At 74.4% G+C, this 19,603-nt stretch carries 19 protein-coding genes; 5 read left to right on the top strand and 14 right to left on the bottom strand.

Going from position 1 to position 19,603, the window contains the following annotated elements; genetic code table 11:
• Positions 1–45 precede the first annotated feature (45 nt).
• Positions 46–2,562: a beta-glucosidase gene (locus ACZ7MY_RS01835; RefSeq protein ID WP_499598741.1), complete on the bottom strand. Its 2,517-nt coding sequence runs from the start codon at positions 2,560–2,562 to the stop codon at positions 46–48.
• 155 nt (positions 2,563–2,717) lie between these two features.
• Between ACZ7MY_RS01835 and ACZ7MY_RS01840 the strand changes: the two genes are divergently transcribed.
• The gene (locus ACZ7MY_RS01840; RefSeq protein ID WP_499598742.1) at positions 2,718–3,341 is read left to right on the top strand and encodes a TetR/AcrR family transcriptional regulator; all 624 of its coding nucleotides are present in this window, start codon (positions 2,718–2,720) and stop codon (positions 3,339–3,341) included.
• 76 nt (positions 3,342–3,417) lie between these two features.
• On the opposite strand, the gene ACZ7MY_RS01845 is transcribed toward ACZ7MY_RS01840, so the two are convergent.
• From ACZ7MY_RS01845 to ACZ7MY_RS01860, 4 genes are all read right to left on the bottom strand, one after another.
• Positions 3,418–4,425, bottom strand: coding sequence for an NADP-dependent oxidoreductase (locus ACZ7MY_RS01845; RefSeq protein WP_499598744.1), 1,008 nt, complete (start codon positions 4,423–4,425; stop codon positions 3,418–3,420).
• 171 nt (positions 4,426–4,596) lie between these two features.
• Complete coding sequence (locus ACZ7MY_RS01850) at positions 4,597–5,307, bottom strand: SCO2400 family protein (RefSeq protein WP_499598745.1); 711 nt, start codon at positions 5,305–5,307, stop codon at positions 4,597–4,599.
• Positions 5,308–5,445: 138 nt separating this feature from the next.
• Complete coding sequence (locus ACZ7MY_RS01855) at positions 5,446–6,309, bottom strand: SMP-30/gluconolactonase/LRE family protein (RefSeq protein WP_499598747.1); 864 nt, start codon at positions 6,307–6,309, stop codon at positions 5,446–5,448.
• Complete coding sequence (locus ACZ7MY_RS01860; RefSeq protein WP_499598749.1) at positions 6,306–7,082, bottom strand: IclR family transcriptional regulator; 777 nt, start codon at positions 7,080–7,082, stop codon at positions 6,306–6,308. Before ACZ7MY_RS01860 ends, ACZ7MY_RS01855 begins: the two co-directional genes overlap by 4 nt.
• 239 nt (positions 7,083–7,321) lie before the next feature.
• Here ACZ7MY_RS01860 and ACZ7MY_RS01865 point away from each other — a divergent pair, with 239 nt between their 5' ends.
• Both ACZ7MY_RS01865 and ACZ7MY_RS01870 read left to right on the top strand, forming a co-directional pair.
• The gene (locus ACZ7MY_RS01865) at positions 7,322–9,220 is read left to right on the top strand and encodes a glycosyltransferase family 2 protein (RefSeq protein WP_499598750.1); all 1,899 of its coding nucleotides are present in this window, start codon (positions 7,322–7,324) and stop codon (positions 9,218–9,220) included.
• Positions 9,221–9,652: 432 nt separating this feature from the next.
• Entirely contained in the window at positions 9,653–9,994 is a 342-nt protein-coding gene (locus ACZ7MY_RS01870) for a chaplin (RefSeq protein ID WP_499598752.1), read from the top strand.
• 61 nt (positions 9,995–10,055) lie between these two features.
• Here the strand turns inward: ACZ7MY_RS01870 and ACZ7MY_RS01875 are convergent, their stop codons facing one another.
• The gene (locus ACZ7MY_RS01875; RefSeq protein WP_499598753.1) at positions 10,056–11,675 is read right to left on the bottom strand and encodes a S8 family peptidase; all 1,620 of its coding nucleotides are present in this window, start codon (positions 11,673–11,675) and stop codon (positions 10,056–10,058) included.
• Positions 11,676–11,848: 173 nt separating this feature from the next.
• Here ACZ7MY_RS01875 and ACZ7MY_RS01880 point away from each other — a divergent pair, with 173 nt between their 5' ends.
• Together ACZ7MY_RS01880 and ACZ7MY_RS01885 are read left to right on the top strand one after the other, a co-directional pair.
• Positions 11,849–12,124: a chaplin gene (locus ACZ7MY_RS01880; protein ID WP_499598755.1), complete on the top strand. Its 276-nt coding sequence runs from the start codon at positions 11,849–11,851 to the stop codon at positions 12,122–12,124.
• A 61-nt stretch (positions 12,125–12,185) separates the two neighbouring features.
• On the top strand, positions 12,186–12,479 hold the full coding sequence (locus ACZ7MY_RS01885; RefSeq protein WP_499598756.1) for a hypothetical protein: 294 nt from the start codon (positions 12,186–12,188) through the stop codon (positions 12,477–12,479).
• Between the two features lie 162 nt (positions 12,480–12,641).
• Here the strand turns inward: ACZ7MY_RS01885 and ACZ7MY_RS01890 are convergent, their stop codons facing one another.
• The 8 genes from ACZ7MY_RS01890 to ACZ7MY_RS01925 form a co-directional block, all read right to left on the bottom strand.
• The gene (locus ACZ7MY_RS01890; protein WP_499598758.1) at positions 12,642–12,926 is read right to left on the bottom strand and encodes a hypothetical protein; all 285 of its coding nucleotides are present in this window, start codon (positions 12,924–12,926) and stop codon (positions 12,642–12,644) included.
• A gap of 134 nt (positions 12,927–13,060) precedes the next feature.
• Positions 13,061–14,317 (bottom strand): beta-ketoacyl synthase N-terminal-like domain-containing protein, encoded by a 1,257-nt coding sequence (locus ACZ7MY_RS01895; RefSeq protein ID WP_499598759.1) that lies wholly within the window; start codon positions 14,315–14,317, stop codon positions 13,061–13,063.
• Positions 14,314–15,612: a beta-ketoacyl-[acyl-carrier-protein] synthase family protein gene (locus ACZ7MY_RS01900; protein WP_499598760.1), complete on the bottom strand. Its 1,299-nt coding sequence runs from the start codon at positions 15,610–15,612 to the stop codon at positions 14,314–14,316. The genes ACZ7MY_RS01895 and ACZ7MY_RS01900 overlap by 4 nt, the downstream gene beginning before the upstream one ends.
• Positions 15,609–16,514 (bottom strand): cupin domain-containing protein, encoded by a 906-nt coding sequence (locus ACZ7MY_RS01905; RefSeq protein ID WP_499598762.1) that lies wholly within the window; start codon positions 16,512–16,514, stop codon positions 15,609–15,611. Before ACZ7MY_RS01905 ends, ACZ7MY_RS01900 begins: the two co-directional genes overlap by 4 nt.
• 222 nt (positions 16,515–16,736) lie before the next feature.
• Positions 16,737–17,522, bottom strand: coding sequence for an Fpg/Nei family DNA glycosylase (locus tag ACZ7MY_RS01910; RefSeq protein ID WP_499599338.1), 786 nt, complete (start codon positions 17,520–17,522; stop codon positions 16,737–16,739).
• A gap of 11 nt (positions 17,523–17,533) precedes the next feature.
• Complete coding sequence (locus ACZ7MY_RS01915; protein WP_499598764.1) at positions 17,534–17,734, bottom strand: hypothetical protein; 201 nt, start codon at positions 17,732–17,734, stop codon at positions 17,534–17,536.
• 29 nt (positions 17,735–17,763) lie between these two features.
• Positions 17,764–18,564, bottom strand: coding sequence for a family 1 encapsulin nanocompartment shell protein (locus ACZ7MY_RS01920; protein ID WP_499598765.1), 801 nt, complete (start codon positions 18,562–18,564; stop codon positions 17,764–17,766).
• The gene (locus ACZ7MY_RS01925) at positions 18,561–19,562 is read right to left on the bottom strand and encodes a Dyp-type peroxidase (RefSeq protein WP_499598766.1); all 1,002 of its coding nucleotides are present in this window, start codon (positions 19,560–19,562) and stop codon (positions 18,561–18,563) included. Before ACZ7MY_RS01925 ends, ACZ7MY_RS01920 begins: the two co-directional genes overlap by 4 nt.
• Positions 19,563–19,603: the final 41 nt, after the last annotated feature.

A 19,603-nucleotide genomic window follows, 5' to 3' on the forward strand; every position in this document is an offset into this window, starting at 1 on the left:
CCCGCACCCCGGGGAGGGTGTCAGGGACCTCCCCGGGGTGGTGGGTCAGCCGTCCACGGCCACCGGCACCGTGAGACGGCGGTCGGCGACGCTGCGCGCGACCTCGGCTGTGTACGTACCCGCGAGAAGGCGCCAGTCACCCTCCGAGGGGTCCCAGATCTGCGCGGCGCGGCGGGTGAGCGCGACGCGGGCCTGCGTCGCGGCGCCCGCGGGGAGTTCGACGGCGAGGAATCCGGCCAGGACGCGGGCCGGACGGCCGACCGCCGGGTCCTCGTCCGCGGGCGGCGCCAGGTAGACCTGCACGACCTCGCGCCCGGGCCGTTCGCCGGTGTTGCGCAGCCGTACGGTGAGCGTGCCGAGGAGGTCCGGCCCGCCGTCCGCGGCCGGGCCCTGCGCGGGCGTGAAGGAGGCGTCCTCGTAGGCCCAGTCGGTGTAGCCGAACCCGTGGCCGAAGGGGTACGCGGGTGCCGTCCCGGCCCGTTCCCAGGCGCGGTAGCCGACGAAGACGCCCTCGTCGTAGCGGAGCACCCCGTCCAGGGGGACGACGTCCACGACCGGGGCGTCGGCCAGCCGGGCCGGCCAGGTGGTGGGCAGCCTGCCGCCGGGCTCGGCCGCGCCGAGGAGCACGTCGGCGAGTGCCGCGCCGGCCTCCTGCCCGGGGAACCAGCCGATCAGCACCGCGGCGACCTCCTCGCGCCACGGCATCTCCACCGGCGAGCCTGCGTTCACCACGATCACCGTCCGCGGGTTCACCGCGGCCACCGCGTGGACGAGTTCGTCCTGCCGGCCCGGCAGTCGCAGGTCGGCGCGGTCGAAGCCCTCGCTCTCGACCCGCTCGGTGGTCGCGACGACGACCACCGCCACCTCCGCGTCCCGCGCCGCGGCGACCGCCTCCGCGATCGACTCGTCCCCGTCCCGCCGCGGTTCGCCGTGGACGAGCGAGAAGACGACCGCGCGGACCGGTCCCCGGCCGTCCTTCGGGACGACGTGGGTCAGCGAGACCGCGACGGGCACCCCCGCGGTCAGTTCGACCCGCCCGCGCTCGACGGGCGCGCCGAACATCCCCTCGAAGGGGCCGGACTCGGGGCCGGCGACCTGGGTGCCGTCGAAGACCTCCGCGCCGTCCACGACGAGCCGGAAGCCGCCCAGTCCGCGGGTGCCGAAGTGGTGGGCGCCGCTCTCGCGCGGGGTGAAGGTGCCGGTCACCTCCACGGAGTGCAGGGCGTCGTGGGTCACGCCGTCGGGCAGGTCGCCGCCCATCCACTGCACGTGGCCACCGGGCAGGGTGCAGCCGCCGAGGACCTCGCCCGCGACGTCCCGGCAGACCGCGCGCAGCGCGAACCCGGGCCCGGCGGGCGCGAGTTCCCCGTTGGGGTCGGCGCCCACGGCGAAGGTCAGGGCGGTGGCCTCCGGCAGCGCCGCCCGCAGGCCGTCCAGGGGCGAGACGACACGGCTGGGGAAGACCTGCGCGGATCCGCCGCCCAGCACCCTGGCGTCGCGCGCGGCGGCGCCGATGAGCGCGATGCGGCGCACGGCGGTGGGGTCCACAGGGAGGACGGGACGCTCGCCGCGCGGTTCGTTGCGTACCAGGACGAAGGAGCGGCGGGCGATCTCGCGGGCCAGCGCGGGTCCGTCGACCGGGGCGGGGATCCGCCCGGCGGGCACCGCCGCGGGGGTGTCCGCCAGCAGGCCCACCCGGCCGGCCAGCCGCAGCACGTTGCGCACCGCGGTGTCCACGGCGGACTCCTCGACGCGGCCCTCGCGCACGGCGCGGGCCAGCGCCTCCCCGTAGACGGTGCGCGGTCCGGGCATCGCCACGTCGAGGCCGCCGGCGAGGGCGGCGGCGGTGTCCCGGGCGGCCGCCCAGTCGGAGACGACGAAGCCGTCGAAGCCCCACTCCTGGCGCAGCACCTCGTTCTGCAGGTGGTGGTGCTCGGTCATGGTGGTGCCGTTGACGGAGTTGTAGGCGGCCATGACGCCCCAGGGGCGGGCGTTCCTGACGATGGCCTCGAAGGGCGCGAGGTAGAGCTCGCGCAGCGCGCGCTCGCCGATCACGTTGTCGACGGTGAAGCGCTCGGTCTCGGCGTCGTTGGCGACGAAGTGCTTGACGGTGGTGCCGACCCCGCCGTCCTGGACGCCCGCGACGTAGCCGGTGCCGATCTCACCGGTGAGGTACGGGTCCTCGGAGTACGCCTCGAAGTGCCGCCCGCCCAGCGGCGAGCGGTGCAGGTTGACGGTCGGCGCGAGCAGGACGTGCACGCCCTTGCGGCGGGCCTCCTGGGCGAGCAGCCGCCCGGTGCGGCGGGCGAGGGCGGGGTCCCAGGTGGCGGCGAGCGCCGTGGGGCTGGGCAGCGCGATGGAGGGGTCGTCGGCGGTCCAGCGCACGCCGCGCACCCCGATGGGCCCGTCCGACATGACGAGCGGGCCCAGTCCGATCTCGGGCAGCGCGGGCAGCGACCACATGTCCTGCCCGGCCAGCAGCCGCGCCTTCGCGTCGAGGTCGAGCTTGCCCAGCGCGCGTTCGACCGCGTCGTCGAGCGGGGTTCCGGAGGTGTCGGTCATGGGGCGGACTCCTTCGTGAGGACGTGACAACCCGTCGCCCGCCCGTGCCTGACGGACCGTCGCCATCCTCCGGCCCGCGCCCTGCTGATCGGTAGGCGTCGTCACCTCTTCGTTACATTCCGGCGGCCCGCGCGGCACGCCCTAGGCTCGCCCCCGTGACTGCCAACGACCGCGGCCGGGGACTCGGCCGCGCGGTCCGCAACGAGGACCGCAGGGCGGAGATCGTCCGGGCCGCCCTCGAAGTGATCGCCGAACGCGGCTACCGGGGCGCCACGCTGGCCGCCGTCGCGGAACGGGCCGGGCTCACCCAGCAGGGGCTGCTCCACCACTTCCCGGGCAAGGAGGCCCTGCTCGTCGCGGTGCTGGAGGTCCGCGACCGGTGGGACATGGCCTCGGCGGCGCTGCACGGCACGGCCTGGCCGATGGAGATGGTGGCCGGTCTGGTCGAGTACAACGCCACCCGGCCGGGCGTCGTCCAGGTCTTCACCGTCCTCGCCGGCGACAGCGTCACCGAGGGCCACCCCGCGCGCGGGTACTTCAGGGACCGCTACGCACGGGTGCGCGGCTGGGCCGCCGACTCCCTGCGCGCCGAGTACGGCGACACGCTGCCCGGCGGCCTCACGCCCGAGCAGGCCGCCCCGCTGCTGGTGGCCGTCATGGACGGGCTGCAACTGCAGTGGCTGCACGACCCCGGCGCGGTGGACATGGCGGCGGTCTTCCGGCACTTCGTCGCCCTGCTCGACCCGGGCCGCGACGACGGCGCAGCGGGCGACGCGTGAGGGGTGCGCCCGGCCGGGCGCACCCCTCGTCCCGGCTCCGGTCGCCGGCTCCGGTCGCCGGCTCCGGCCGCCGCCGTCACTCGGGCAGGCGCACCAGCATCTTCCCGGTGTTGTCGCCGCGCAGGACGCCGAGGAAGGCCTCCAGGTTGTTCTCGATCCCGTCGACGACCGTCTCGCGGTAGCGCAGCCTGCCCTCGCGGATCCAGCCGCCGACCTCCTGGACGAACTGCGGCTGCAGGTCGTAGTGGTCGCCGACGAGGAAGCCCTCGATGCGCAGCCGGTTCTGGATGAGCCGGGACAGGTTGCGGGGGCCGGGCGCGGGCTCGGTGGCGTTGTAGAGGGCGATCATGCCGCAGACGGCCACCCGGCCGCGCAGGTTGAGGGCGCCGATGGCCGCCTCGAGGTGCTCGCCGCCCACGTTGTCGAAGTAGACGTCGATGCCGTCGGGGGCGGCCGCCGCCAGTTGCCCGGCCACGGGGCCGTTCTTGTAGTTGAAGGCCGCATCGAAGCCGTACTCCTCGACCAGGAGCTTGACCTTCTCGTCCGAGCCGGCGCTGCCGATCACCCGGGAGGCGCCCTTGAGCCTGGCGATCTGGCCGGCCTGGCTGCCGACCGCCCCCGCCGCGCCGGAGACGAAGACCGTGTCGCCCTCCTTGAGGTCCGCGACGCGCAGCAGGCCCGCGTAGGCGGTGAGGCCGGTCATCCCGAGCACGCCCAGGTAGGTGCTGAGCGGGGCGAGGTCGGGGTCGACCCTGACCACGCTCTCGGCCTTGACCAGGGCGTACTCGCGCCAGCCGAGGGGGTGCAGCACGTGGTCGCCGGGGGCGAGGCCCTCCGCGCCCGAGGCGACGACCCGGCCGACCGCTCCGCCGTGCATCGGCTGGTCCAGCCGGTACGGCTCCGCGTACGACTTGGCGTCGTTCATGCGGCCGCGCATGTAGGGGTCGACCGACACGTAGAGGTTGCGGACGAGGATCTCACCGGGTCCGGGCTCGGGGACCTCGGTCTCGCGCAGGGCGAAGTCCTCGGGCTTGGGCCACCCGTGGGGGCGGGCGACCAGGTGCCATTCACGGCTCTTCGGCATGGGGGGAAGCCTCCAAAGCTTTAGGTTCTTAACTAACCATGAGCCTGGATGTTTGAGGAAGTCAAATAAATCGGCACGGGCGTGTCCCGTCGCACACCGGAGCGCCGGCCGGGGGAACCGGCCGGCGCTGAGGATCGACGGGAGGGGCGGGGAGGACGGGAACGGTGCCCGTCAGGTGCACCACCACAGGAAACGCGTGCAGGAGGGCGTCGGCTTCGGCGTGTGCGTGGCGGGCGACGAGGCCGGGGCGGAGTTCGGCGGGGCCGAGGCGGTGGAGCCGCCGCCGGCGGGGGCCGTGCCCCCGGAGCCGGCGGGTGAACGACTGACCGTGGCGGAGGCGGAGACCTTGGGCGACGCCGACTTCTTGGCGCTCTCGGAGACGCTGGGCGACGCGGAGGTGCTCGCACTCGCGGACGCCGAGGCCTCGGAGCCGGGCTCGGCCGGGTCCTCGGAGGCGTCGCCACCTGGCGAGGAGGTCGCACTCGGGGAGGAGCCGCCGCTCGGCGCGTGGTCGGAGGCGGCCGAGTTCGCGCCCGTCACGTAGCCGGCGAGCGGGAGTTCCGCCACGCTCCAGCCGACGAGCACGATGGCGGCGCCCACCAGGGTGCCGACCAGCAGCCGCGAACGGCGGCGGGTACGGACGCGGCGGGTGCGGGCCCGGCTGCCGGAGCGGCGCGCGGCGCCCTGCTCCGGGCCACGCCCGGCGGTCTTGCGGCGTTCCGCACGACCGCCCTCGGCGGACGCGGCGGTCTCGCCGTCGGCGGGCTCCCGCGCGGGCGCGTCGGCAGGCCCCTGCGCACCGAGCTGGTGGGCGGGCGTTCCGCACCCCGGGCAAGAAAGGGCGCCGTTGATGTGCCGTCGGCAGGCTGCGCAGTAGTCCATCGCCCCGGCAGCGTATGGGACGCACCGATACGACGTACATATGAGTTGCCCGTCGATCCCGTGAAACCTCTGTGAAACCCGGGACATGCGGGTTTAGGGCGCCGAACAGCCCCGAATCAACCCCGAACCACCACGGAATCAACCACCGAACGGCACATCGGGCATCCCCTGCCCGGCTCCCGGCACCACCAGCAGCGATCCCGACAGGGGCCGTTCCGCCAGCTCCCGGGCGTCAAGACCCGTGCTCGCGGAGGTGATGTAGAGATCCGTCAGGGCCGGGCCGCCGAAGGCGCACGCCGTGGGACGCCGCACCGGCACCTCCACGACCCGGTCCAGCTCGCCCCGCGGGGTGTAGCGGCGGACGGCCGCCCCGTCCCACAGGGCCACCCAGACGCAGCCCTCGGCGTCCACGGTCAGCCCGTCGGGGAGACCCGCTTCCTCCTCGACGACCGCGAACGGCCGCCGTCCGCGCACGAGTCCGGTGTCCGGGTCGACGTCGAACACGTCCACGCGCCGGGTCGGGCTGTCCACGTAGTACATCAGGGTGCCGTCGGGGCTCCAGTCGGTGCCGTTGCTGACGGTGACGTCGTCCAGCACCGGTACGACCGTGCCGTCCGGCGCCACCCGGCGCAGGGTGCCGCCGCCGGGCGCCTCGTCGTAGCGCATGGTGCCGGCCCACAGGGTGCCCGCGGTGTCGACGGCGGCGTCGTTGGCCCGCCGGCCGGGTACGGGGTCGCGGTGCAGCCAGCGGAAGGCGCCGTCCGCGTCGTACAGCCCCACGCCGTCGCGCAGGTTGACGACCACGCCGCCGGCCGTGCGCGGCTTGGCCGCGCCGACGTGCTGCCCGGTCGCCATCACGGTCCCGCCGCCGCCCGCCGGGTCGTACCAGTGCACCCGGGAGGCGAGGATATCCACCCACAGCAGCCGCGCGCCGACCGGGTCCCAGGTGGGTCCCTCGCCGAGCCGTGCCCCGGCCTTCAGGGCGAGTTCGACCCCGTTCACCGCGCACCGCCCCGGTGGCCGAGGCGCTCGGACAGCTCGGCGGCGCCCTTGACGGCCAGTTCCTCCAGTTCGGCCCGGCGTTCCTCGCTCCAGCGGATCATCGGCACCGAGATGCTGAGCGCGGCCACCACCCGCCCCGCCGAGTTGCGGACCGGGGCGGCGACGCAGGAGACGTCGGGGTTGGACTCGCGCCGTTCGACGGCGACGCCCCGCTCGCGCACCGCGTCGAGCTGGCGCCGCAGTTCACCGGCCGTGGTGATGCTGTGCTCGGTCATCGCGGGCAGCGGCCCGTCCACGGGCATCCGCCGGTCGAGGTCGTCCGGCGGCAGCGAGGCCAGCAGCATCTTGCCGACGGAGGTGCAGTGCGCGGGCAGCCGGCGTCCGGCCGCCGACACCATCCGCACCGCGTGGGTGCTGTCCACCTTGGCGATGTAGATGACGTCGGTGCCCTCCAGGATCGCCACGTGCACCGTCTCGTCGCAGGTCTCCGCGACCGAGCGGGCCACCTGCTGGCCCTCGGCGGCGAGGTCCAGCTGCTCGGCGTAGCGGCTGCCGAGCTGGTACGTGCGCACGCCCAGCCGGTAGCGGCCGGTCTGGCCCGGCTGCGGCACCAGGTAGTTGCGCGCGGCGAGGGTGGTCACCAGCTCGTGCACGGTGGTGCGCGGCAGATCCAGCCTGCGGGTGATCTCGGGCGCGGACATCGTGCCGTCGCCTTCGAGGAAGAGCTCCAGGATGTCCAGGGCTCTGGTCACGGCGGGTACGAGACGTCCCATCTCTGCTCGCTCTCTCCGGCGCCTGTTCGAGATTCCGTATAACGATCGGTATCGCGAACGCAGCGTATCCGTGCCAGGTCGCAGCGGGCAATGGGCGCGCGCCACGCCACGCCGATTGTCGGCTTGTCAGATAACTCTAGGGCCGTTTGCTACTTTCTCAGTGCCCATCAGGGGCTTTGCCCCACTTTCCGACTTTCCGGTGATTCCTTCACCACTCCCTCTCCTCCTACGGGGTCGCCGTGACGATCACGCCCAGCAGCATGCGCAAGACGCCCGCCAGGAAAGGCGGGCTCGTCCCCTCCCCGGCCACCGGCGACGGCGACCGGCCGGCGCCCGAGGCCGGCGCTCCCCGCCGCCACGACTACGCACGCCACGCCAAACTCGCCGGCCCCCTCAACGACCCCCCGCGTCCAGGGGTGCTGTACCGGGTCAGGTACCGCAGCCTGATGGCGCGCGAGGGACACCGGGTCCGCACCTGGCTGCTGCTCACGGCCGCACCCCTGGCCTCGCTGGGCGTGCTGGCCTGGCTCGTGCAGCCGCGCCACTGGGCGGCCCGCGAGGCCGTACCGCAGTGGGCGCACATCGCGGGCATCGCGATGCTGGTCTGCCTCGGACTCGTCGAACTCCTCCGGCTGGTCTCCGCCGTCTCGCACGCCCACGCCACCCTGGTCGCCCGCGACCCGGTCCCGGTCGCCCCGGCACCGGGCACCCGGGTGGCGCTGCTGGCCTCCTCCGACCCGGGGGACGAGTCCCTGGTCCGGGTGCGGGCCACCCTGGAGGGCGCCGTGCGCGTCCGGCACGACGGCCCTCTCGACGTGTGGCTGCTGGACGAGGACGACGACCCGGAGGTCCGGCGGCTCTGCGAGTCCCTGGGCGTACGGCACTTCACCCGCAAGGGCGTCGAACGCTGGAACCGGCCCAAGGGCGCCTTCCGTACCGGCGCCCGCCACGGCGCCCACAACGCCTGGCTCGAGGCCCACGGCGACGCCTACGAGTTCACCGCCCGCCTCGGCACCGGCCAGGTACCGCTCCCCACCTACCTGGAGCGGACGCTCGGCTACTTCCACGACCAGGACGTCGCCTTCGTCGTCGCCCCGCTGGTCCCCGGCAACCACGGAACGGTCGTGGCCAGGGCCGCCGAGAGCCACCGGCTGCTGGTCGACGCGTCCGCCCAGCGGGCCGGCAACCGCTACGGCTCCGCCCTGTTCACCGGCGCCGCCGACGTCGTCCGCGTCTCGGCGCTGCGGCAGGCCGGCGGGGTGTACGACTGCGCCGCCGCCGACCTGGCCACCGGGCTGGAGATCCACAGCCGACGCAACCCGGCCACCGGCCGCAAGTGGCGCTCGGTGCACACCCCTGACGTGGTGGCCGTCGGCGGCGGACCGTCCACCTGGGCCGGGTTCCTCGGCCGGGAGCGGCGCCGGAGCCGCGGCGTCTGCGAGTCCCTCCTGCGCCAGTTCTGGAAGGCCCCGTGGAAGCTGCGCCCCGGCAGCCTGCTCACCTACACGCTGACGGCCGCCCACTACCCCCTGACCGGCCTCGGCTGGCTCCTCACCGCGCTCGCCTGCGTCCTCTTCCTCGGACCCGGCGCCTCCGTCGCCCCCATCGACCCCGCGGTGTGGCTGGCCCTCCACGGCACCGCCGTCGCGGCGCGGCTCGCCCTCTGCCTCGGCAACCGCGGACGCAACGTCAGCCCGCACCGGCCCAAGGGCTCCTCCGGCGTCGCGGGCGCGGTGATGGCCGCGGTCGCCGGCCCGGTCTGCGTGCCCGCCCTCGTGACGACCCCGCTCCGGCGCAGGCCGCGCCCGGTCACCGCGGCCGAGGCCGACCCGGGCCGCCCGGACCGGCTCGCCGCCTTCGGTGTCCACCTGCTGTGGGCGGCCGTGTTCGCCGGTTCGCTGCTCGCCTCGGTCCTCCTCGGCCACGGCCACGCGGCGATGCGCACCTGGGCGGCGATCGCACTGCTGACCGCCCTGGTACCGCTCGTGGTCTGGCGGTGCAGTGTGCTGCGGCGCCGGGTGGCGGGCGCCCTGGCCGCGCGGCGGTCCCGGCGCACGGCCAAGGGGCGGCACCGCGCACCCAGGCAGCGTCCCGCCATCCGGATGGCGGCGGTGCGGCAGCACCTGGTGCGCCGCTGAAGGAGGGGCTGAGAAGCGGGAAGGGGACGGCCACCCGGTACGGGTGGCCGTCCCCTTCCCGCTTCTCCGTCGTTCCGCCCCGCCGTCATCCCCCGCGGGGGACGCGGGGTGACGGCCACCGGAGGCGGGGCGGCCGACCGCACCGGGGCGGCCACCGGAGCCGGGGCGGGACCGCGGCGCGGACGGTGCGGAGGCTGGGCCGTCGCGCACGTGCGATCGCGGCGAGAGGCACATGACCTCCCGTCACATCGCCCGCCCGGCCCGGCCGCCCCCGGTGCGCCGAACGGCCGCCGGGAACCCGAATAACTGACGAGTCGTCATGCCGTATCCGAATCCGGTACGACTATTCGGGTGATCATGCGCATCCATGGACAAATCGGGTCGTTGATCAGATCACGACCTTTGGTCCCCTCCAGTCCGAAAGGAACAGAAGTGAAGCGTTTCTCCAAGGCTGTCGCGCTGACTGTCGCCACCGGTGCCCTCGTCCTCGGTTCCGCCACCACCGCCCTCGCCGGCGGCTACGACGGCGGCGGCAAGGGCGGTGGCCACGGCTACGGCAAGGGTTACGGCAAGGGCTACGGCTTCGACGGCTACGGCTACGGCAACCGCCGCAGCGGCGCCAACGCCCGTGCCATCGCCGTCGGCTCCCCCGGCATCCTGAGCGGCAACGTCATCCAGGTACCGATCAACATCCCGATCAACGTCTGCGGCAACGGCCTGAACGCGGTCGGCCTGCTCAACCCCACCGCGGGCAACGTCTGCATCAACGGCTGACGCACACCGCCGCACCACCCGGGGCCGCCGGAGGACACCGTCCTCCGGCGGCCCCGCCACGTCACAGGTCGTTGGTGAAGGCCGACAGCCGCGCGGTGCCGAAGCCGCCGTCGATGGGCACGTTGCGGACGGCGTGCCCGGTCAGCCACGCGCTGAGCGCCGTGAAGGACGTGTCGCCGTGGGTGTCCTTGTACAGGGCCGCGATCCCGGTGACGTGCGGGGCGGCCATCGAGGTGCCGTCCATGTCGCGGAAGCTCCCGTTGAGGTACGCCGACAGGATGCCCATGCCCGGCGCGTGGATGTCGACGCAGGTGCCCCAGTTGCTGAACCAGGCGCGGCGGTCCTCCTGGTCGATCGCCCCGACCGTGAAGGCCGTCCGCGAACTCGCCGGCGAGACGAAGCACGCGTTGAGGTTGTCGTTCCCGGCCGCGGCGACGGGGAACACCCCGGCCGCGGCCAGGCCCTCGACGGCCCGGTTGGCCGCCAGGGACCAGCGCCCGGAGAGCGACAGGTTCGCCACGGCGGGCTTCTTCGCGTGACCGGCGACCCAGTCGATGCCCGCGATCACCGCGGAGGTGGAGGTGCGCCCGGCGCACGGGAAGACCCGCACCGACACCAGCGTCGTCTTGCGCGCGACACCGGTGTAGCTGCCGCCGACCACGCCCGCCACATGGGTGCCGTGGCCGTTGCAGTCCCCGCCGTCCAGGCCGTCGCCGATCGCGTCGTACCCGGGCACCGCACGGCCGCCGAAGTCCGGGTGGGAGAACTCGATGCCGCTGTCGACGATGTACGAGGTGACCTTGGCGCCGGTGGCCCGCACCTCGAAGCCGGTGCCGCCGAGGGCCCGGTTGTTGATCCGGGTCAGGCCCCAGGGCGTGAAACCGCCCAGGCCGCGCAGCCCCCTGGAGCGGGGCCCGGAGGAGTCGGGCACCGGGGCCGAGGGCGTGACCGGACCGGGTACGGCCTGCGGGACCAGGACCGGCTCGGTCCCGGGCCCCGGGGCGACGGACGTCCCCGGCGCCGCGGGAACCGGCGAGGACTGCCCGGGCGGCTCCTGCCCGGGCGGCTCCTGCCCCGGCCCGGCCGGCTCCGGCACCACCTGGAACGGCACCGTCAGATCCGGGGAGGTCCCGTACGGAGCCGCCGGGTCCGGGCCGGACAGTTCCGGCACCGCCTGCTCGGGGGACTGTTCCGGCGGCTGCTCGTACGGCACGGGGAGCGGCCCGGCACCCGGGCCCGCCGGAAGGGCCGCCCCGGGTGCGCCGGTGTCCTGGGGGAAGTCGACGGGGCCGGCCGGCTCGCCCGGGAGGCCGCCGGGGTAGGGGGGTTCCAGGTCGCTGTCGGCGGGGGCGTCCTCCCCGAGCGGGATGGCGACCACCGCGTCCTGCTCCACCTCGTCCACCCCGGACGCGGCGCGGACCCGCTGCACCTGGTCCGGGGTGAGCCGGGCGGTGAAGCCGGTCAGCGCGTGCCGGTAGGTGAAGAGCGGCTGGACGCCCAGCCCTTCGAGGACGGTGTGCGGTGCGGTGCCGGGGTCCAGCGTCACGACGTACTGGTCCGGGATCGCCCCGGGGGTGCGGGGCAGCGGTTCCGCCGCGCTCGGGTGGGGGGCCGCGAGGGCGAGGGCGGGGAGGGCGGTTGTCAGGGCGGCGGAGGCCGTCCGCCACAAGGACTTTCGCATCTGCGGAGCTCCTTGACCGGTATCGGGATCTGACGGCCCCCCAGGTTTCTGGTTATCAGCTCGGCATCCCGGACGCCCGGTTCCGGCCGCTGTTCGGGTGACGCTCCGCATCCGCCCCGTGTCGCGCGTCGTTGACCAGTCCGCACGTGAGTGACCAAGGAAAGGAAGAACCCGTGAAGCGTCTTTCGAAGGCCGCCGTGCTGACCGTCGCGGCCGGTGTCGCGGTGATGGGCAGTGCGGGCGGCGCGCTCGCAAGCGACGGCGGCAAGGACCGCCACTACGACCGCGGCGGCGCCTCGGCCGAGGGTGCGGCCGTCGGCTCCCCCGGTGTCCTCAGCGGCAACGTCATCCAGGTCCCGGTCAACATCCCGGTCAACATCTGCGGCAACGGCATCAACGCCGGCGCGCTGCTGAACTTCACGGCCGGCAACGTCTGCATCAACTCCTGACGGCAGCGCCCGCCCCCGGGCGCCCGGCCATCCGTCCGCACCCCATCTGGAGCTCCGCAACATGCTGAAGAAGGCACTCGCCTGCGCCACCCTCGCAGTGGCCGCCACCGGCAGCGCCGCGGCCCTCGCGCCGACCGCACAGGCCTCCGACGTCCACGGCGGGAACTACTCGCAGAACGTCAACGTCCTGCCGCACCTGTGCCTGGACGTGAAGCGCGTCAACGCCCTCAACCCCGTCGCGCTCGACGCGCTGACCGAGACCAGCGGCCAGCAGTGCAACGAGAAGTCCAGCGTGGTGGACGCGCACAAGTCCGCGCTGTCCGACCTCGCCGACGTCGGCGCGTACCAGAACTGATTCCGGGCGGGATCCACGGTGGCCGTCCCCGGCACACGGGGGCGGCCACCGTTCGTGCGCGCGCAGGACGGGGGCGGGCGCCGGACGCCGGAGAACGAAGAACGGAGAAGGGCCCGGCCCCACGGAGATCCGTGGGGCCGGGCCCTCGGTGCGCCCGGTCCGTCAGTTCTGGTAGGCGCCGGCGTCGATCAGGTCCGACAGCGCGGACTTGTGTCCGTCGACGACCTTCGACTTCTCGTTGCACTGCTGGCCGCTGGTCTCGGTCAGCAGGTCGACCGCCACCGGGTTGAGCACGTTGATGCGCTTCACGTCCAGGCAGGGGTGGGGGATCAGGTTGACGTTCTGCGAGTAGTTCCCGCCCGAGGTGTCGGAGGCCACGGCGGCGGGAACCACGGCACCGGTGGCCGCGACGGCGAGGGAAGCGCAGGCGAGAGCCTTCTTCAGCATGGGGAGTTTCTCCTCTGGGAGTTCAACGACGTCCTCCGGACGCCGACATCAGGAGCAACGCCCCCCGCCGTGCGGACGTGACGGGCATTGCTCCAGGTTTTCCCTCATTCACTCCCAGGCCGTAGGCCGCGCCGCTAATACGAGGAGTCCGCGTCCAACGACCCCAGGACGACGGTGCTGTTGAATCCGCCGGTCCCCCGGGCGAGGACCACGGCCGTCGTCAGCCGCTCCGGCCGCGTCCAGCGGGTCACCAGGCGGATGCCATACCGCTCCCGGGCGGCCCGCGCGTCGCCGCCGCGGGTGGGCGGGACGACCCCGGTGCGCAGGGCGAGGGCGGCGGTGACCGCGTCCAGGGCGCCCGCGCCCGAGGTGAGCCGGCCGACGCCCGCCTTGGGCACCGTGACCGGGACCTCCGCCAGCCGGTCGCCGAACACCCGCCGCAGCGCCGCCGCCTCGGCCGCGTCCCCGGCGGGGTCGCCGGCGCCGTCGGCGAAGACCACGTCCACGTCCCCGGGGCCGCGGCCGGCCTGCTCCAGTGCCGTGGTGACGGCCCGGGCCAACTGGACGCCGTCGGCCGCGGGGGCCGTGTGGTGGTGGGCGTCGTGCGTGGCGGCGTGGCCGAGCAGTTCGGCGTAGCCGCGCACCCCGCGTTCGGCGGCGTGCGCCTTCTCCTCCAGGACCATCAGGGCGCCGCCCTCCCCAGGGACGAACCCCGAGGCGTGCGGGCTGAAGGGCAGGTAGGCCCGTTCGGGGTCGGTGCCGCGGTGCACGGTGGGCAGGGTGGACTGGCAGGCCAGGGCGTAGGGCGACAGCGGCGCCTCGGTGCCGCCGACGATCACGGCCTTGCCGCCGCGCCGCAGCAGCCGCCAGGCGTGCTTGAGCGCGTCCAGACCGCCCGCGCCGTCCGCGGCGACGACGCCGCAGCCGCCGGTCAGCCCGTGCCGGATGGAGATCTGGGCGGCACCGGCCGCGTGGAACCAGGCGATGGACTGGTGGGCGTCGGCCTCGCCGGGCTGCCGCGACGCCCACAGCGCGTGGGTCTCCCGCTGGCCGGACTCGTTGCCGCCGGAGCCGCTGGAGGTGACCACCGACAGGTGGAACGGGGGGTGGTCGGCGGGCCGCAGCGCCGCGTCGGCCAGCGCCATCTCGGCTGCGGCCAGCGCGAACCAGGTCCAGCGGTCGGTCTCGGCGCGGAGCCGGTCGTCGATCCAGCGGGTGGTGTCGAACCCCGTGACCTCCCCGGCCAGCACCACCGGGGAGCGGCTCGCGTCGGGCCTGCCGATCGGACGGATGCCGTTGCGCCCGGCGACGGTGGCCCGCCAGTAGGGCCGGGCGCCCACACCGGTGGGGGCGACGACCCCGAGCCCGCTGAGGACCGCGCGTGTGGTCATGCCTCCGCCTCCCGTTCCGCGTCCGGCCCCAGGGCCGAGAAGACCATCGCCGACTGGAAACCGCCGAGGCCGCAGGCCACCGACAGCGCGTGCCGCACCCGCCGTTCGCGGGCGAGGACCGGCGTGTAGTCGAGGTCGCACTGCGGGTCGGGCCGCAGCAGGTTGGCGGTCGGCGGGATCACCCCCCGCCGCACGGCGAGGGCACAGGCGGCCATCTCCAGGGCCCCCGCCGCGCCGAGGCAGTGCCCGATGACGGACTTGACGGAGCTGACCGGCACCTTGGGCGCGTACTCGCCGAGGGCGCGCTTGTAGGCGGCGGTCTCGTAACGGTCGCTCTGCACCGTGCCGGAGCCGTGCGCGCTGATCCAGTCGAGCTGCCACGGGGCGATGCCGGCCTCCGACATGGCGGAGATGATCGCCTCGCTCAGGTCGTAGCCGTCGGGGCGCAGACCGGTCATGTGGTAGGCGCCGGTGCGGTGTTCCCAGCCTCGGACCTCGCAGTACACGGACGCGCCCCGGGCGACGGCGTGCCCCAGTTCCTCCAGGACGAGCACGGCGCCGCCCTCGCCGAGCACGAAGCCGTCGCGGCGGGCGTCGAAGGGCGCCGGTGCCGACTCGGGGTCGCCGGCGAAGGCGGTGGTGGCGCCGATGGCGTCGAAGCAGGCCACCGTGACCGGGGAGATGGGCGCCTCCCCCGCGCCCGCCAGCATGATGTCGGCCTCGCCGTCGCTGAGCGTGCGGAAGGCGCAGCCGATCGCGTCGACGCCGGAGGTGCAGCCGGTGGAGACGACCGAGGACGGGCCGTGCAGGCCGTACCGGAGGGAGAGTTCGGCGGCGGCCGAGGAGGGGTGCATCGCCCGGTGCAGGAAGGGCATGCCGTGGTCGGGGCTGACCTCCCAGTGCCGGCCGCCGTCGCTGGCGACGACGTACTCGTCCTCCAGGGTGACGGTGGCGCCGACGGCGGTGCCGAGGCAGACCCCGGCGCGGTCGGTGTCCTCGTCCTCCGTGCGCAGTCCGCTGTCGGCGAGCGCCTCGGCGGCGGCGGCGAGCGCGAACTGGGCGAAGCGGCCGTTGCGGCGTATCTCCCGCGGGGTGAGCCCGGCCGCCAGGGGGTCGAAGTCGGCCTCGGCGGCGATCCGCGAGCGGTACCGCGAGGGGTCGAAGCGGGTGATCCGGCGGATCGCCGGCCTGCCCCCGACGATCCGCTCCCAGAACGCCTCCCGCCCGACGCCGCCGGCGGCGACGGCTCCGACGCCCGTCACCACCACCCTGCGCGCGGTACGGCCCGCGGTCACCGGTCGACCAGTTCGCGGCCCGGCGGCGGGCCCTCCGTCGCGGGTCCCGTCGCGGCGGCGGCGCGCGCGATGGCGGCGGCCTCCTCGCGGGTCTCGGTGTCGACGTGCCCGAGGTCGGGGCGCGGAGCCAGCGGCGCCAGGAAGAACACGGCGCGGGCCACGGCGCCCGAGGTGTTCACCAGCCGGTGGCGGACCCCGCGCGGCACGAGCAGCGCCTCGTTGGCGGCGACGCTGCGCGGCGAACCGTCGAGGTCGACCCGCACCTCGCCCTCGACGACGACCAGTTGCTCCTGCGAGTACGGGTGGTAGTGCTCGGCGACGGCCTCGCCGGGGCCGACGGTGACCATGCCGCAGAACCCGTCCGTGGTGCCGACCGAGGCGGTGGTCAGCAGGGTGCGGATGTCGCCGCCGCGGCGGGTGTCGGCGTGCGTGTCCAGGGTGCCGAGCGGCCGGATGCGGCGGGACTCCAGGCGGTCCTTGATGAGCTGCATCTGGACGCGGGAGTTGCTGTTGATGCGCTGCCGCATGCCCTCGTCGTCGACGGGCGCGTCCACCTTCATCCGGAAGTCCTGCAGCCAGCGCATGCGGGTGCTCTCCGGGCCGAGCTCCTCGTACTGCCAGTAGATGTTCATGAACTCGAACGGGCCGGTCTCCAGCCGCCGCGCCCGCACGGTGCGGGTGGCGGGGTCGGCGGTGCGCTCGGACACCCAGGACCAGACGCGGCCCTTCTCGTCGGGGTGCATGGTGAGGCGGAAGCGGGTGGTGTCGCCCTCCCGGGAGATGATCTCGGCCTCGGCGTACTCGCTGAAGAGGCCGGGCCAGCCGGCGACGTCGTTGGTCCGCAGCCACACGTACCGCAGGGGTGCGTCGATGACGATCTCGTTCTCGGTGTGCATCGTCATCGGGTGCGCACCTCCGCGGCGCGGTGGCCGGACTGACGTTCCGTCACTGGTTTCATGGGGGGACTACCTCCAACCGAGCGGGCCGAATAATCACACAATCGGTCCCCGCGGTGACGGAACGTGTCACGCCCTCCCGGTGCGCTCCACCCGGACGGGGGCACACTTCGTGAGGCCCCGTCAGCGGGCGCTCCGGCACCGGCGCCACGGCACCCGGACACGTCGTCAGGCCTGCTGGCAGAGGGGGCACCAGACGGTCGTCCGTCCGGCGATCCGGTCCCGGCGCAGCCGGCCCCCGCAGCGCGGGCAGCCCGGGGCGGGGCCGTCCCGATGGCCGGTGAGCCAGGAGCGGCGGGCCGGCACGCACCCCGCGCCGACGGCGGAGCGCAGGACGCGCCGCATCGCGGTGCGCAGCCGGTCGCACTCCTGCTCGTCGAGCGAGGCGGCGGGGCGCGTGGGCGGCGTTCGCGTCCGCCACAGGATCTCGTCGGCGAGCAGGTTGCCGAGGCCGGCGACGACGGACTGGTCGATCAGCACGGCCTTGATGCGGCCCCGCCGCCCCGCGAGCAGTTCGGCGAACCGGCGGCGGTCGACCTCCAGGGCGTCGGGCCCCTGGCCCGCCAAGGCGTCGGCGACGGCCTCCTCCGTGTCGACGAGGCGCAGGCCCTGCAGTTTGCGCTGGTCGCGATAGCGCAGTCCGCGTCCGCCGGAGAGGGTGAGCAGGAGACGATCGTGCGGGTGCCGCGGCCGGCTCGGGGAACAGCGCATCAGGAGACCGGTCATGCCGAAGTGGATCAGCAGCACGGGGCCCTCGCGGGTGGGGGCGATCAGCCACTTGCCGTGCCGCCTCGGCGTGCCGAACCGGCGCCCCTCCAGCGCCCGGCGCAACCGGGTCGCCCCCACTCCGCGCAGCACCGACGGATCGGCGACCTCGACGTGCTCGATGCGCCGCCCGCCTCCGTACGAGGACAGGACGCCGCGGAAAGCCTCCACGTCCGGCAGCTCGGGCACGGCACGGCCGCTCACGCGCGGTGGTGGGGGGCCTCCGTGCCGTCCACGTGGGTACCGGGCACCACTGGGGCGTGGGCGGGCGGCAGCTCGTCGGGGACGCTCCCGTGGCCGCGGGCGTCCACACCGTGCGGGGCCGCGTGGCGGGCGGGACCGCCGGTCCTGACCCGGGAGCGGTGCGGCCAGAGCGATGCCTTCCTGTGCTTTCCGGTCATAACGGTCGAATACCCGCACCCGGCGGTCCTCACGCGGCCGTGAGGGCGACCGCCGCCTCCGCCGTGTGCACCAGGAAGGTCAGGGACTCCTGGAAGTACAGCCGCACGCTCGTGTCGTCGTGCGACAGGTAGCCGATGGACACGTCCTCACCGATGCGCAGTTCGAAGTCGCCGCCCCGGGTCGAGAGCAGGAACGCCCCGTCGATGGCGGGCGCCCACACGATCTCCCCGTCCAGGAGCCGGGCCAGGTGCGCGTGGACCGGGTAGCCGTAGTGGGAGGTCTCGTTGACGGCGGTGTACGCGTCGGCGCTCAGCGCGAGCGTGTACGGGCCGCCGACGCCCGCGAGGCGCAGCGCCGAGATGGCCTGGCTGACGGCGTCGGGGTAGTCGCGCACGTCCCCGGGGAGGCTCAGCGGTGGGCTGGACGCGCTCGCGCGGATGCCGGCGATGCCGGCCGCCGCGTACCCCTCGAAGACCGCCCGGTCCTCGGTGAACGCGATGCGCCGGGCCGCGTCCTTCACGGGCTGCCAGTCCGCGTCCTCGGCGCCGCGCTCCACGATGTCGACCTCGGCGCGGTCGACCGTGAAGGGCACGCGCAGTTCGACGACCGGCTGCGCGCGGCGCACCCGGGCGACGACGTCCTCGTGCGGCGCCTCGACCGGGTCGAGCCGGCCGGTGTTCACCCCGGCGAACCCGGGGCCGGCGGCCTCGGGCACGTCGACGATCCGGCGGGCGGCGACATGGCGCTTGAAGGTGCGCCGCGCCTCCTCCTCCAGGTCGTCCCAGGCGGCTTCGGAGATCGGGGCGAGTTCCCGGTGCAGGTTGTTCATGGCGTGACGGTCTTCCTCAGGTCGCCGATCCCCAGCGACTTCGCGACCGGGACGGCCGCGACGGCAGGGGGATCGGGAAGGTCGTCCAGGAAGTCGGCGGAGGGCGCGAAGAACAGCGTGCCGGTCACGGCCCGGGAGAAGTCCAGGATCCGGTCGTGGCTCGCCTGCCCCTCGCCGAGGAACATGTTGCGCAGCATCCGCTCGGTGACCTCGGGGGTCCGGGCGTAGCCGATGAAGTACGTGCCGAACTCGGCGGTGCCCACCCGGCCGAAGGGCATGTTGTCGCGGAGGATCTGCCGTTCGGTGCCGTCCGGTTCGACGATCGTGGTCAGGGCGACGTGGGAGTCGGCCGGCTTCACGTCGTCGTCCATCTCGACGTTCCCGAGCTTGCTGCGGCCGATCACCCGCTCCTGCGCCTCGACGGGCAGGGCGTTCCAGGCGTCGAGGTCGTGCACGTACTTCTGCACGACCACGTAGCTGCCGCCCGCGAAGTCCGGGTCCTCGTCGCCGGTCAGCACCGCCTCGGTCGCCTCGGGGCCGACCGGGTTCTCGGTGCCGTCGACGAAGCCCAGCAGGTCGCGGATGTCGAGGTACTTGAAGCCATGCACCTCGTCACGGACCGTGACGTGGCCGCGCAGCCGGTCCATCACCAGGGAGGCCAGGGCGAAGCACAGGTCCAGCCGGGCGGCCCGGATGTGGAACAGCAGGTCGCCCGGGGTGGCGGGCGCCTGGTGGCGGGCCCCGGTCAGCTCGGTGAACGGGTGCAGTTCGGCGGGGCGCGGTCCCGAGAAGAGCCGGCCCCACACGCTCGAGCCCACCCCCGCCACGCAGCTGAGCCGCCCGTCCGGGGTCCCGAAGCCGACCGAACGCTGCAGCCCGGACAGGTCCTCCAGCAGATCCCGGACGGCGCTCTCGCCGCCGGGGTCGACCGTCACAACCAGGAAGATCGCGGACGTGGTGAGAGGGCTGAGCACCGGCTGCGGCAGCGGCTGCGCCATCACCACGCTCCTTCGTGTCGGGGCGCGCCCTGGTCCGGGCG

It is taken from the genome of Streptomyces sp. NPDC111520, assembly GCF_055635295.1.